This is a genomic window from Streptomyces sp. NPDC033136 (genome assembly GCF_055578235.1).
The window spans coordinates 166,068-177,844 of record NZ_JBVIPD010000011.1 but is presented as its reverse complement, the minus strand read 5'-3'; the positions used below and the strand labels follow the sequence as shown (position 1 = coordinate 177,844).

Annotated in this window: 13 protein-coding genes; 10 read left to right on the top strand and 3 right to left on the bottom strand. The window is 71.2% G+C overall.

Annotated features, from left to right (window positions below):
- Positions 1 to 304: 304 nt before the first annotated feature.
- The 3 genes from ACZ5TL_RS21955 to ACZ5TL_RS21945 all read left to right on the top strand — a co-directional run bounded on the left by ACZ5TL_RS21955 (position 305) and on the right by ACZ5TL_RS21945 (position 3,086).
- A complete protein-coding gene (locus ACZ5TL_RS21955) occupies positions 305 to 868 on the top strand; it encodes a TetR family transcriptional regulator (RefSeq protein WP_468591860.1) in 564 nt (187 codons plus the stop codon).
- 85 nt (positions 869 to 953) lie between these two features.
- Positions 954 to 2,162 carry an alpha/beta hydrolase gene (locus ACZ5TL_RS21950; RefSeq protein WP_468591765.1) on the top strand — a complete coding sequence of 403 codons (1,209 nt, stop codon included), beginning with the start codon at positions 954 to 956 and terminating at the stop codon, positions 2,160 to 2,162.
- Between the two features lie 66 nt (positions 2,163 to 2,228).
- Positions 2,229 to 3,086 (top strand): DUF4429 domain-containing protein, encoded by an 858-nt coding sequence (locus ACZ5TL_RS21945; RefSeq protein ID WP_468591859.1) that lies wholly within the window; start codon positions 2,229 to 2,231, stop codon positions 3,084 to 3,086.
- A gap of 102 nt (positions 3,087 to 3,188) precedes the next feature.
- On the opposite strand, the gene ACZ5TL_RS21940 is transcribed toward ACZ5TL_RS21945, so the two are convergent.
- Both ACZ5TL_RS21940 and ACZ5TL_RS21935 read right to left on the bottom strand, forming a co-directional pair.
- The gene (locus ACZ5TL_RS21940; RefSeq protein ID WP_468591764.1) at positions 3,189 to 4,205 is read right to left on the bottom strand and encodes an aldo/keto reductase; all 1,017 of its coding nucleotides are present in this window, start codon (positions 4,203 to 4,205) and stop codon (positions 3,189 to 3,191) included.
- Complete coding sequence (locus ACZ5TL_RS21935; RefSeq protein ID WP_468591763.1) at positions 4,202 to 4,666, bottom strand: MerR family transcriptional regulator; 465 nt, start codon at positions 4,664 to 4,666, stop codon at positions 4,202 to 4,204. The genes ACZ5TL_RS21940 and ACZ5TL_RS21935 overlap by 4 nt, the downstream gene beginning before the upstream one ends.
- 98 nt (positions 4,667 to 4,764) lie before the next feature.
- On the opposite strand from ACZ5TL_RS21935, the gene ACZ5TL_RS21930 reads away from it, so the two are divergent.
- Together ACZ5TL_RS21930 and ACZ5TL_RS21925 are read left to right on the top strand one after the other, a co-directional pair.
- A complete protein-coding gene (locus ACZ5TL_RS21930) occupies positions 4,765 to 5,232 on the top strand; it encodes a GNAT family N-acetyltransferase (protein ID WP_468591761.1) in 468 nt (155 codons plus the stop codon).
- Between the two features lie 18 nt (positions 5,233 to 5,250).
- On the top strand, positions 5,251 to 6,066 hold the full coding sequence (locus ACZ5TL_RS21925; protein WP_468591760.1) for a serine hydrolase domain-containing protein: 816 nt from the start codon (positions 5,251 to 5,253) through the stop codon (positions 6,064 to 6,066).
- 19 nt (positions 6,067 to 6,085) lie between these two features.
- Here ACZ5TL_RS21925 and ACZ5TL_RS21920 read toward each other — a convergent pair whose 3' ends face one another.
- On the bottom strand, positions 6,086 to 6,736 hold the full coding sequence (locus ACZ5TL_RS21920; RefSeq protein ID WP_468591858.1) for a pirin family protein: 651 nt from the start codon (positions 6,734 to 6,736) through the stop codon (positions 6,086 to 6,088).
- Positions 6,737 to 6,798: 62 nt separating this feature from the next.
- Here ACZ5TL_RS21920 and fasR point away from each other — a divergent pair, with 62 nt between their 5' ends.
- From fasR to fabF, 5 genes are all read left to right on the top strand, one after another.
- On the top strand, positions 6,799 to 8,004 hold the full coding sequence (gene fasR, locus ACZ5TL_RS21915; RefSeq protein ID WP_468591759.1) for a fatty acid biosynthesis transcriptional regulator FasR: 1,206 nt from the start codon (positions 6,799 to 6,801) through the stop codon (positions 8,002 to 8,004).
- Positions 8,005 to 8,093: 89 nt separating this feature from the next.
- Positions 8,094 to 9,050: an ACP S-malonyltransferase gene (locus ACZ5TL_RS21910; protein ID WP_468591758.1), complete on the top strand. Its 957-nt coding sequence runs from the start codon at positions 8,094 to 8,096 to the stop codon at positions 9,048 to 9,050.
- Positions 9,051 to 9,066: 16 nt separating this feature from the next.
- Positions 9,067 to 10,068: a beta-ketoacyl-ACP synthase 3 gene (locus tag ACZ5TL_RS21905; protein WP_468591757.1), complete on the top strand. Its 1,002-nt coding sequence runs from the start codon at positions 9,067 to 9,069 to the stop codon at positions 10,066 to 10,068.
- A gap of 81 nt (positions 10,069 to 10,149) precedes the next feature.
- Positions 10,150 to 10,398, top strand: coding sequence for an acyl carrier protein (locus ACZ5TL_RS21900; RefSeq protein ID WP_003989952.1), 249 nt, complete (start codon positions 10,150 to 10,152; stop codon positions 10,396 to 10,398).
- Between the two features lie 87 nt (positions 10,399 to 10,485).
- Complete coding sequence (gene fabF / locus ACZ5TL_RS21895) at positions 10,486 to 11,757, top strand: beta-ketoacyl-ACP synthase II (RefSeq protein ID WP_468591755.1); 1,272 nt, start codon at positions 10,486 to 10,488, stop codon at positions 11,755 to 11,757.
- The last annotated feature ends 20 nt before the right edge of the window (positions 11,758 to 11,777 follow it).

Sequence of the window (11,777 nt, the reverse complement as noted above, 5' to 3'; positions counted from 1 at the left end):
GACCCCCACAGCGACGGTGATGAGGGTGAGCCAGGGGTGCCCTCGCAGCCCCTTGCCCGGCGGCGCGTCCGACGGCGTCGCCGGTGCCTTGCCCCCCGACCCCGTCGTGTCGATGGTGGTCTGACTAGTCATGCGCCGAGGCTAATGACAGCGGCTGACAATTGACAAACCAATTCACTAGCCGGTATCTGACACGACACTTCCCCTATAGCCTGAACTGGGCAGACCCTCCACAGAAAGGCACCTCTTGAACCTGCGCGAACGCAAGAAGCGGCGCACCCGGGACGCGCTGCTGCGCGCCGCCATGGAACTGTTCGCCACGCGCGGGTACGAGGAGACGACCGTCGACGACATCGCCGCGGCCGTGGACGTCTCGCAGCGCACCTTCTTCCGCTACTTCGCCGGCAAGGAGGAGACGGCGTTCTTCGTGCCGCGCCTCGCCGAGACGCTGGTCGTCGAGGCCCTGCGGGCGCGCCCGCCCGGCGAGGCCCCGCTGGAGGCGCTGCGCCGGGCCGTACTGGAGAGCTGGGACGCGATCTACGAGGCCGTCGAGGAGATCGTGCCGGTCGAGCTCCACATGCGCGTCTACCGGGTGATCGAGTCCACGCCCGCGCTCCTCGCCGCCCATCTGCGGCGGGCGGCGGAACTGGAGGAGCAGCTCGCCGGCATCATCGCCGAGCGCGAGGGGCTCGACGTGGACGCGGATCCGCGGCCGAGGATCGTCGTCGCCCTCTTCGGCGGGGTGATTCGTGTCACCGAGCGGCTGTGGTCCGCGGGGGACGACCTCACCCCGGAGGGGATGCGCGAACTCACCGCCGCCTACCTCGATCAGGTGGGCCCCGCGCTGGCCGGGAACTGGCGTGCGTAGCCTTCTCCTTAAGGCACACACCGAAACGTGATACCGGTCACTTGGTTAACGCGAGACCCTCTCGTTCTCCTAGTGTGTCCTTTCAGTGACTTCCTTCGACACCCCCCCGCAACCGAACGTCCGGCGCGTACTGCTCGCTCTGGCCGTCGTGTTCGTCATGCTGGCGACCACCGGCTGGACGGCCCTGCGGAATCAGAGGGGCGACACGCCGCTCCGGGCGTCTCTCTCCGCCTGGGAGGACGGCCGGATCGGCGGTCACCGGCTGCCGGACCCGCAGTCCGAGCCGACGAAGCTGACCCGCTTCTTCGCCTCGCTCACCGAGCGGGAACGTGCGGGCCTGGCCCGCACGTACTCACTCGCGGTCGGCAACATGAACGGCGCCCCCGTCGAACTGCGCTACCGCGCCAACCGGGTCGCGCTCGCCGAGGCGCGCGAGGTCGAGCGGGAACGCATGCACGACCAGCGCCTCACCCCGGCCGGCCAGCACGAGGCCGCCCGCAGGATGCACCGGTTCGACGACCTCCTGGAGAAGGGCCGCCACATCCTCGCCTTCGACCCGGAGGGCTCGGGCCGGGTGGCGGAGGTCTTCGGCGACCTGCGCACGGCGGAGCGGGTCTCGGTCGTCGTGCCCGGCGTGGACACCGACCTGCTCACCTTCCAGCGCACCCACCGCAAGTACTCGGCACCCGTGGGCATGGCCAAGTCCCTGTACGCGGCCGAGAAGCAGGTGAGCCCCTCGACCCGGACGGCCGTGATCGCCTGGGCCGACTACACGGCCCCCAGCGGACTCGGCATCGACTCGGCCACGGCGATGCGCGCCGAGGAGGGCGCCGTACGACTGAACGCGCTGGTGCAGGCGCTGCCGGGCGGCTCGCCCGTCTCGCTGTTCTGCCACAGCTACGGCTCCGTGGTGTGCGGGGTCGCCGCGCACACGCTGCCGGGCCGGGTGTCCGACATCGCGGTGGCCGGCAGCCCCGGCATGCGCGTCGAGAAGGCCGCCCAGCTGCGCACCAGCGCCCGGGTGTGGGCGATGCGGGACGCCGACGACTGGATCCAGGACGTGCCGTACCTGGAGCTCGGTGGGCTGGGCCACGGGGCCGATCCGGTGTCCGCCGGGTTCGGGGCGCGGGTGCTGTCGGCGGCGGGGGCGAAGGGTCACGCCGGCTACTTCGAGCCGGGAACGGCAAGTCTGTTCAATTTCGCAGAGATCGGCGTTGGCGCATACCGCTCGGTGCACTGCGCGCACGAAGAGGGCGTCTGCCGTACCGGTTTGTCCGGCACGGCGGCGGCCTGACGCGCGTAGAGGCGAAGGAATTGCGGTCTGCTCAGGAGGGGGACGGAGGAGCGCGTGCCGCATACGATGAGCCGCATGGGTGACGTACTGGCCGGATTTCATGCCGCCTGGGAGTTCGAGTCCGACTCCGTGCTCATCCGTTACGAACGGGGGATTCGAACACCCAAGCTCTTCCAGGCGCTCGGGGAACGCCGAGTGCCCCTGGATGCGATCGCCGGGGTGACGCTGACGCGCGGGAAACGCGGCACGGTCGTCCTGCGGGTCGAGCCGCGGCCCGGGGCTGACCCTTTGATGGAGGCGGCCGCGGGGCAGTTGAAGGAGAACGGCGATCCGTACCGGCTGGTGCTGCCGGCCGAGCGGGAGGTGCTCGCGGAGTACTACGCCGACGAGTTGCGGGGGCTGCTGACCGAGTCCGGCCCGGCGGAGCGGTTCCTGGTGGAGCCGCCCAAGGGGCCGTCGTCCTTCAAGGCGTACGACGGCAAGGCGACCTTCGACGGGCGGACCGTGAACTTCCGGTGGTTCTGGACGGGGGCGTCGTCGGCGAAGTGGAAGGCCGGGGACCAGAGCTTCTCCGTCGGCGAGCTGAACGGGGTGGAGTGGCGGTCGCCGGAGGTGTTCGAAGGGCATCTGCGGTTGCTGCGGCGGGACGCCGGGGAGCCTGCCGCCCAGGCGGATCAGGATCCGGCCGCGGTGGTGTTCGGACTGGGGTACGGGCCGGTGCACGAGTCACTGCCGTTCGCCGCGGCGGTGCTGGCCGCGGTGCGGACGTCCGCACCGGTGGCGGCCGTGTCCGGCGCCGGACCGCGCCGGGACCCCGCGGACATCGCCGAACGGATCCGGCATCTCGGGGAGTTGCATCAGGCCGGGTTGGTGACCGATGAGGAGTTCTCGGTCAAGAAGGCCGAGTTGCTGGCGGAGCTCTAGGCACCCCCTGGCGTCTCCCGGGATCTCGCCGTGAGCTGGCGCGGGTTGTGCGTGATTGTTCGCGCACACGGCACAGCCCCGCGCCCCTTGAGGCGCTCCCCTCTACTCCCTGCCTGCCGAGGTGAACGCCATGTCCGCGTAGCGGTTGCCCGCCACCTGGGCCGCGATGCCGTCCAGCAGGTCCAGTTGCTCGTCCGTCAGGACGATCCTGGTCGCCGCGGTGTTCTCCTCCACCCTCGCCGGCTTGCGGGTGCCCGGGATCGGGATGACCGGGAGGCCGTGAACCGTCGCCTGCTGCTGGGCCCAGGCCAGGGCGATCTGGCCCAGGGAGGCGTCGTGGGCCTTGGCCACCGAGCGGATCGGTTCCAGCAGGGCCGCGTTCACCGTCGCGTTCTCGCCCGTGAAGCGGGGCTGATGGCGGCGGAAGTCGTCGGGGGTCAGGTCCTGTTCGGCGTTGGTGAAGGAGCCGGTCAGGAAGCCGCGGCCGAGCGGGGAGTACGGAACGAGGGCCACTCCCAGGTCACGGGCCGCGGGGACGACCTTCGGCTCGATGTCCCGACTGAACAGCGACCATTCGGACTGCACGGCCGCGATCGGGTGCACCGCGTGCGCGGCGCGCAGTTCGTCCGCCGTCACCTCGCTCAGGCCGAGGTGCTTGACCTTGCCCTCGCGGACCAGGTCGGCCATCGTGCCGACGCTCTCCTCGATCGGCACGTTCACATCGCGCCGGTGCATGTAGTAGAGGTCGATCACGTCGACGTCCAGGCGCCGCAGACTGGCCTCGACGGCCTGGCGGATGTAGGGCGGGTCGTTGCGGATGACGCGGCGCGTCGGATCGTCCGGGGGGATCGACAGGGCGAACTTGGTCGCGATGACGACGTCGTCGCGGTGTGCCTTGAAGAACGGCGACAGGAACCGCTCGTTCTCGCCGGCGCCGTACGCGTCGGCCGTGTCGTAGAAGGTGACGCCCAGTTCGAGGGCCCTGTCCAGGGTGGCCCGGGACGCGTCCGCGTCCGCGGGGCCGTAGGCGAAGCTCATGCCCATGCAGCCGAGGCCCTGCACGCCCACCTCCGGGCCGTGGTCGCCGAGCCTCGCCGTCGTGATCCTGCTGTCCGTCATCGGGACCCCTCCGACGCCAGGGCTTGCCCGGCGTCCGCGTAGAAACTGATCTTCCGGTCGAGCACGGCGAGCGTGCCCCGGAGTTCGTCGATCCGGGCCAGCACGTCCTCACGGGTCGTCTTCAGCAGCTCGAAGCGCTCGCCGTAGGTGTGGTCGCCCTCGCGCACCAGTTCCGCGTACCGGACCATGTCGGCGACCGGCATGCCCGTCAGGCGGAGCTTGCCGACCAGGTCGAGCCAGTCGAGGTCACGGTTGGTGTAGCGGCGCTGGCCGGTGTGGGACCGGTCGATGTGCGGCATCAGGCCGATGCGCTCGTACCAGCGCAGGGTGTGGGCCGTCAGGCCGGTGAAGGCGACGACCTCGCTGATCGTGTAGCGGTCCTCGCCGTCCGGGCGCCGGTTCTGCCGCGGCGGCGCGGCGCAGGTGTCGGCCCTGGTACCCGTGGTCTCCATCACCGTCATGCCCCCAACGCTAGAACCCTGGAGTGCGCTCCAAGCAAGCGCCGACGGTAAGAAATCGGCAGGACATCTCTCGAACCGGCTGGTTAGCGTACGGAGTCATGAGTGCCGTACGCCGTGCCCGGCCCGAGGACGCCGGGGAAGTCCTGCGCCTGCGCCAGATCATGATCGACTCGCTGTTCGGTGACCCCGCCACCGCCTGGCACGGGGAGTCCCTCCCCACCCTGAGGGCCAGACTGGGCGAGCCGGACGGGGACTTCGCGGCGTTCGTCGTGGACCACCCGGAGCGGCCGGGGGCGCTGGCGTCCCTGGTGGCCGGGACGATCGACTACCGCATCGGCAAGCCGGACGACCCGCGGGGCAGGGTGGGCTTCGTCTTCAGCGTCGCCACCGACCCGGACGCCCGGCGCCGGGGATACGCGCGCGCGTGCATGACCACGCTGCTGGGCTGGTTCCGCGAGCGCGGCGCCCGGCGCGTGCAGCTCACCGCCTCTCCGGAGGCGGAGCCGCTGTACGTCTCCCTCGGTTTCCGGCCCAAGCCCGACCCCTTGCTGGAGCTGACGCTCTGAGCGCATAGGCTCCAACGCATGTCGCTGAAGAGCCTCGCGCTGATCGAGAACTGGCCGGTTCCCACCGCTGCGGCGGGTGTCGTACGGGCGGACGGCACGATCCTCGGCACCCACGGCCCGGCCGGGCAGCGGTTCCCGCTCGCGTCGGTGACCAAGCCGCTGGCCGCCTACGCGGTGCTCGTCGCGTACGAGGAGGGGGCGATCGAGTTCGACGAGCCCGCCGGTCCCGACGGGTCGACGGTCCGGCACCTGCTCGCGCACACCTCAGGCCTCGCCTTCGACGAGCACAAGGTCACGGCCCCGCCCGGGGAGCGGCGGCTGTACTCCAACGCCGGCTTCGAGCAGTTGGGCGACCACGTCGCGAGGGCGACCGACATCCCGTTCGGGGAGTACTTGCGCCAGGCCGTGCTGGAGCCGCTGGGGATGGCCTCCACGACCCTCGACGGCTCTCCGGCCAAGGACGGCGTGTCCACGGCCGAGGACCTGCTGCGGTTCGCCGCCGAGGTGCAGGCCCCGCGGCTGCTGGACCCCCGTACGGTCGCCGGGGCGATGACCGTGCACTACCCGGGCACGAAGGGCGTCCTGCCGGGGTACGGCCACCAGAACCCCAACGACTGGGGACTCGGCTTCGAGATCCGCGACTCCAAGTCGCCGCACTGGACGGGCTCTTCGTCCTCGCCCCGCACGTTCGGGCATTTCGGCCAGTCGGGTACGTTCCTGTGGATCGACCCCGACGCGGGCGCCGCGTGTGTGGCGCTGACGGACCGCGCGTTCGGGCCGTGGGCGATCGAGGCGTGGCCGGCGTTCACGGACGCGGTGCTCGGGGAGCTTTAGAAGGACCCGGGCCCGGCCTTCAGCCCATCTCCCAGATCAGCAGCTCCGCCCCGGTCACGCCCTCGGCCTCCAGGTCCTTGGCGTCGGTGACGCGGGCCGCGTCGCCGGGGCCCAGGTCCTCGCCGTCCAGGCGCACCTCGCCGCGGACGACGTGCACGTACGCGTACGCCCCGTCAGGTACCGCCGTCCGCTCCCCCGCCTCCAAGCGCCGTACGTGCAGCAGCGCGCCGGCTTCCGGGAGGGCGTAGGGCGTGGCGTCGGCGATGCCGTGGACGACCTCGTAGGAGGGGTCGCCGCCCGGCCGGAGCGGGGCCAGCCACATCTGCAGGAAGACCAGGGGCCCCGGGCCGTCGTTGCGCTCCACGTGCCGCACCCCGCCCGCCGAGCTGAGCCGCTGCACGTCCCCCTGGCGTACGACCGACTCGTGCCCGGTGGAGTCCCGGTGCGTCAGCTCGCCCTCCACGACCCACGTCACGATCTCGGTGTGGCTGTGGGGGTGCTCGTCGAAGCCGGCGCCGGGCGCCAGACGCTCCTCGTTGCACGCGAGCAACGCGCCGAAGCGGAGGTTGTCCGGGTCGTAGTGGGGCCCGAAGGAGAACGCGTGCCAGGTCTCGATTCCGGCCGCCGGGTCGCCGCCCCGATAGCGCTGCTCAGCGCGCCGCATGTCCATCACGGGGTCCACCGTAGACCCGGCGGCGCACCCTCCCGTCCGGATAAGGCAGTCTTGTCCCCGTGCCCGAACCCGAAACCAGCAAGAACGAAGCCGCAGCCCACGACGTCCACCCGCACGCCGCCACGCTGAAGCGACTGGAGAAGTCGTCCGGATCGCTCGCCGCGCAGGCCATCACGCGGATGGACGAGACGCTGCCCTGGTACCGGGCCATGCCCCCCGAGAACCGTTCCTGGATCGGGCTGGTCGCGCAGGCGGGCATCGCCGCGTTCACCGAGTGGTTCCGGCGTCCGGACGCCCCGCAGGCCATCTCCACCGACGTGTTCGGCACGGCACCGCGCGAACTGACCCGGGCGATCACGCTGCGCCAGACCGTGGAGATGGTGCGCACCACGATCGAGGTCATGGAGTCCGCGATCGACGAGGTCGCGGCCCCGGGCGACGAGAGCGTGCTGCGCGAGGCGCTGCTCGTGTACGCCCGGGAGATCGCGTTCGCCACCGCCCAGGTGTACGCGCAGGCCGCCGAGGCACGCGGCGCCTGGGACGCCCGGCTGGAGTCCCTGGTCGTGAACGCCGTGCTCAGCGGCGAGGCCGACGAGGGGGCCGTCTCGCGGGCCGCCGCCCTCGGCTGGAACTCGCCCGAGCACGTCTGCGTGGTGCTGGGGACCGCCCCCGACGGGGACAGCGAGCTGACCGTCGAGGCCATACGGCGCGCGGCCCGGCACGCCAAGCTCCAGGTGCTCACGGGGGTGCTCGGCGACCGGCTGGTCGTCATCGCGGGCGGCAGCGACAACCCGCTGGCCGTCGCCAAGTCGCTCATCGGCCCGTTCGCCGCCGGGCCGGTCGTGGCGGGCCCGGTGGTGCCCGACCTGCTGGCCGCGACCCGGTCCGCGCAGGCCGCCGCAGCGGGCCTCAAGGCGTGTTCCGCCTGGCAGGACGCCCCGCGCCCGGTCCTGGCCGACGACCTGCTCCCCGAGCGGGCGATGGCCGGTGACCCCTCGGCCCGCGAGCAACTGGTGGAGGAGATCTACAGGCCGCTGGAGGAGGCCGGCGCGGCCCTCCTGGAGACCCTCAGCGTCTATCTGGAGCAGGCGAGCAGTCTCGAAGGCGCCGCCCGGATGCTGTTCGTGCATCCCAACACTGTTCGCTACCGGCTGCGACGTGTGACTGACGTCACCGGTTGGTCACCCTCCGATGTACGCTCTGCCTTCACGCTACGGATAGCGCTGATCCTGGGGCGTCTGGTCGATGGAGATCTCCAGCCCTAAGGTTTTGTCGAAGCTCGACAAAACCCCCTCGTGTTCTTCGTCCCTGTCCCCACGGGCGGCCGTGCCCGTACCCAAGAGAGAGTGTGAGAGTGCTCGTACTCGTCGCTCCCGGCCAGGGCGCCCAGACGCCCGGCTTCCTGACTGCATGGCTCGATTTCCCCGGTGTTCGCGGTGCCCTCGAGGCCTGGTCCGACGCCGCGGGACTCGACCTGATCCGTTACGGCACCGAGGCCGGCGCGGAGGAGATCCGCGACACCGCGGTGGCGCAGCCGCTGCTGGTCGCGGCCGGAATGGCGTCCGCGTCCATGCTGTTCGACGACCCGGCCGACCTCCCTCGCAAGGTCGGGGCCATCGCGGGGCACAGCGTCGGTGAGATCACCGCGGCCTCGCTCGCCGGAGTGCTCCCCCACGAGGAGGCGCTCCGCCTGGTCCGCACCCGCGGGCTCGCCATGGCCGAGGCCGCCGCCGTCACCGAGACGGGCATGTCCGCGCTGCTGGGCGGGGACCCCGCCGTGACGGTTCCGCACCTGGAGAAGCTGGGCCTGACGCCGGCGAACGTCAACGGTGCCGGCCAGATCGTCGCGGCCGGCACCAAGGAGCAGCTCGCCGCGCTGGAGGCGGACAAGCCCGAGGGCGTGCGCAAGGTCGTCGCGCTGAAGGTCGCGGGCGCGTTCCACACGCACCACATGGCCCCCGCGGTCGACGCGCTCGCGAAGGCCGCCGAGGCCCTGACGCCGGGCGACCCGGAGGTCACCTACGTCTCCAACAAGGACGGTCGGACCGTCGCCGCCGGAACCGAGGTGCTGGACCGTCTGGTCGGCCAGGTCGCCAACCCGGTCCGCTGGGACCTGTGCATGGAGACCTTCAAGGAGCTCGGCGTCACGGCCCTCATCGAGGTGTGCCCCGGCGGCACCCTCACCGGCCTCGCCAAGCGGGCCCTGCCCGGGGTGAAGACGCTGGCCCTGAAGTCCCCCGCCGACCTCGAAGCGGCTCGCGAGCTCATCGCCGAGGCGCCGGCACCCGCCGCTGACGCGGCGGGTGCCTGACAAGGAGCCCGAGAGCATGGCGAAGATCAAGCCCAGCAAGGGCGCCCCGTACGCGCGCGTCCTCGGGGTCGGCGGCTACCGCCCGACCCGGGTCGTGCCGAACGAGGTGATCCTGGAGACGATCGAGTCGTCCGACGAGTGGATCCGCTCGCGCTCCGGCATCGAGACCCGGCACTGGGCCTCCGACGAGGAGACCGTCGCCGCGATGTCGGTCGAGGCGTCCGGCAAGGCCATCGCGGACGCGGGCATCTCCGTCGAGCAGATCGGCGGCGTGATCGTCTCGACCGTCTCGCACTTCAAGCAGACCCCGGCCGTCGCCACCGAGATCGCCGACAAGCTGGGCACCGACAAGGCCGCCGCCTTCGACATCTCGGCGGGCTGCGCGGGCTTCGGCTACGGCCTCACCCTCGCCAAGGGCATGATCGTCGAGGGCTCGGCGGAGTACGTCCTGGTGATCGGTGTCGAGCGGCTGAGTGACCTGACGGACCTGGAGGACCGCGCGACGGCCTTCCTGTTCGGCGACGGGGCCGGCGCGGTCGTGGTCGGCCCGTCCCAGGAGCCCGCGATCGGCCCGACCGTGTGGGGCTCCGAGGGTGACAAGTCCGACACCATCAAGCAGACCGTGCCGTGGACGGACTACCGCGACGGGACGGTCGAGAAGTTCCCCGCGATCACCCAGGAAGGCCAGGCGGTGTTCCGCTGGGCCGTGTTCGAGATGGCGAAGGTCGCCCAGCAGGCGCTGGACGCGTCCGGGATCACCGTGGACGACCTGGACGTCTTCATCCCGCACCAGGCCAACGTGCGGATCATCGACTCGATGGTGAAGACACTGAAACTGCCGGAGCACGTCACGGTCGCGCGTGACATCCGCACCACCGGCAACACTTCGGCCGCCTCGATCCCGCTCGCGATGGAGCGGCTCCTGGCGACCGGCGAGGCGAAGAGCGGCGACACCGCGCTCGTCATCGGCTTCGGGGCGGGTCTCGTCTACGCCGCGACTGTCGTTACCCTCCCCTAGGCACTCCGTGCCGGATCATGCGGTCCGGGACGGGAAGAACCACCCGCCACACCCTCTGAATATCTACGAAGGAGCGCCGACATGGCCGCCACTCAGGAAGAGATCGTCGCCGGTCTCGCCGAGATCGTGAACGAGATCGCCGGCATCCCGGTTGAGGACGTCCAGCTGGACAAGTCCTTCACCGACGACCTGGACGTCGACTCGCTGTCCATGGTCGAGGTCGTCGTCGCCGCCGAAGAGCGCTTCGACGTCAAGATCCCCGACGAGGACGTCAAGAACCTCAAGACCGTCGGCGACGCGACCGACTACATCCTCAAGCACCAGGGCTGATCGACCGATCAAGGCCTTCGGGCCGACTGCCCCGCCACCCGGCGGTGGCGCCGCTTAATCCTCGGATCCGTTGGAGAAAGAATTCCCGTGAGCTCGACCAATCGCACCGTGGTCGTCACCGGTATCGGCGCAACCACACCGCTGGGTGGCGACGCAGCCTCTACCTGGGAGGGCCTGATCGCCGGACGTTCCGGCGTCAAGCCCCTGGAGCAGGAGTGGGCGGCCGACCAGGCCGTCAAGATCGCGGCCCCCGTGGCCGTGGAGCCGACCGAGGTCATTCCCCGGCCGCAGGCCCGCCGACTGGACCGCTCGGCGCAGTTCGCGCTGGTCGCGGCCCAGGAGGCCTGGGCCGACGCCGGTTTCGAGGCGAAGGCCGGCGAGGACCCGGCCGTCGACCCCGACCGGCTCGGGGCGGTCATCGCCTCCGGCATCGGCGGCGTGACGACCCTGCTCGACCAGTACGACGTGCTGAAGGAGAAGGGCGTCCGCCGCGTCTCCCCGCACACCGTGCCCATGCTGATGCCCAACAGCCCGTCGGCCAACGTGGGGCTGGCCGTGGGGGCCCGGGCGGGCGTGCACACGCCGGTCTCCGCCTGCGCCTCGGGCGCCGAGGCCATCGGCTACGCCATCGAGATGATCCGCACCGGCCGCGCCGACGTCGTCGTCGCGGGTGGCACGGAGGCGGCGATCCACCCGCTGCCCATCGCCGCGTTCGGCAACATGATGGCGATGTCCAAGAACAACGACGACCCGCAGGGCGCGTCGCGCCCCTACGACACCGCCCGTGACGGGTTCGTCCTCGGTGAGGGCGCCGGTGTCGTCGTCCTGGAGTCCGCCGAGCACGCCGCGAAGCGCGGGGCCCGGGTGTACGCCGAAGCGGTCGGGCAGGGCATCTCCGCCGACAGCCATGACATCGTGCAGCCGGAACCGGAGGGGCGGGGCATCTCGCACGCCCTGCAGAACCTGCTGGAGCGGACCGACCTGGACCCGGCGGAGATCGTGCACGTCAACGCGCACGCCACGTCGACGCCGGCCGGTGACATCGCCGAGCTGAAGGCGCTGCGGAAGGTGTTCGGCGACGACGCCGACCACTTCGCGGTGTCCGCGACGAAGTCGATGACCGGGCATCTGCTCGGTGGTGCCGGTGGTGTGGAGTCCGTCGCGACGGTGCTCGCGCTGTACCACCGGGTGGCTCCGCCGACGATCAACGTGGAGAACCTGGACCCGGAGGCCGAGGCGAACGCGGACGTGGTCCGCGGTGAGGCCCGCAAGCTGCCGGTCGAGGGCCGTATCGCCGCACTGAACGACTCGTTCGGGTTCGGCGGGCACAACGTGGTGCTGGCGTTCCGGACCGTCTGAGAAGACCGGCTCCCCACACG

Coding starts and splice junctions, on each gene's coding strand:
- ACZ5TL_RS21955 (WP_468591860.1), top strand. CDS start 305: ATGGAACTGTTCGCCACGCGCGGGTACGAGGAGACGACCGTCGACGAC.
- ACZ5TL_RS21945 (WP_468591859.1), top strand. CDS start 2,229: ATGAGCCGCATGGGTGACGTACTGGCCGGATTTCATGCCGCCTGGGAG.
- ACZ5TL_RS21940 (WP_468591764.1), bottom strand. CDS start 4,205: ATGACGGACAGCAGGATCACGACGGCGAGGCTCGGCGACCACGGCCCG.
- ACZ5TL_RS21935 (WP_468591763.1), bottom strand. CDS start 4,666: ATGACGGTGATGGAGACCACGGGTACCAGGGCCGACACCTGCGCCGCG.
- ACZ5TL_RS21930 (WP_468591761.1), top strand. CDS start 4,765: ATGAGTGCCGTACGCCGTGCCCGGCCCGAGGACGCCGGGGAAGTCCTG.
- ACZ5TL_RS21925 (WP_468591760.1), top strand. CDS start 5,251: ATGTCGCTGAAGAGCCTCGCGCTGATCGAGAACTGGCCGGTTCCCACC.
- ACZ5TL_RS21920 (WP_468591858.1), bottom strand. CDS start 6,736: ATGGACATGCGGCGCGCTGAGCAGCGCTATCGGGGCGGCGACCCGGCG.
- ACZ5TL_RS21905 (WP_468591757.1), top strand. CDS start 9,067: ATGGCGAAGATCAAGCCCAGCAAGGGCGCCCCGTACGCGCGCGTCCTC.
- ACZ5TL_RS21900 (WP_003989952.1), top strand. CDS start 10,150: ATGGCCGCCACTCAGGAAGAGATCGTCGCCGGTCTCGCCGAGATCGTG.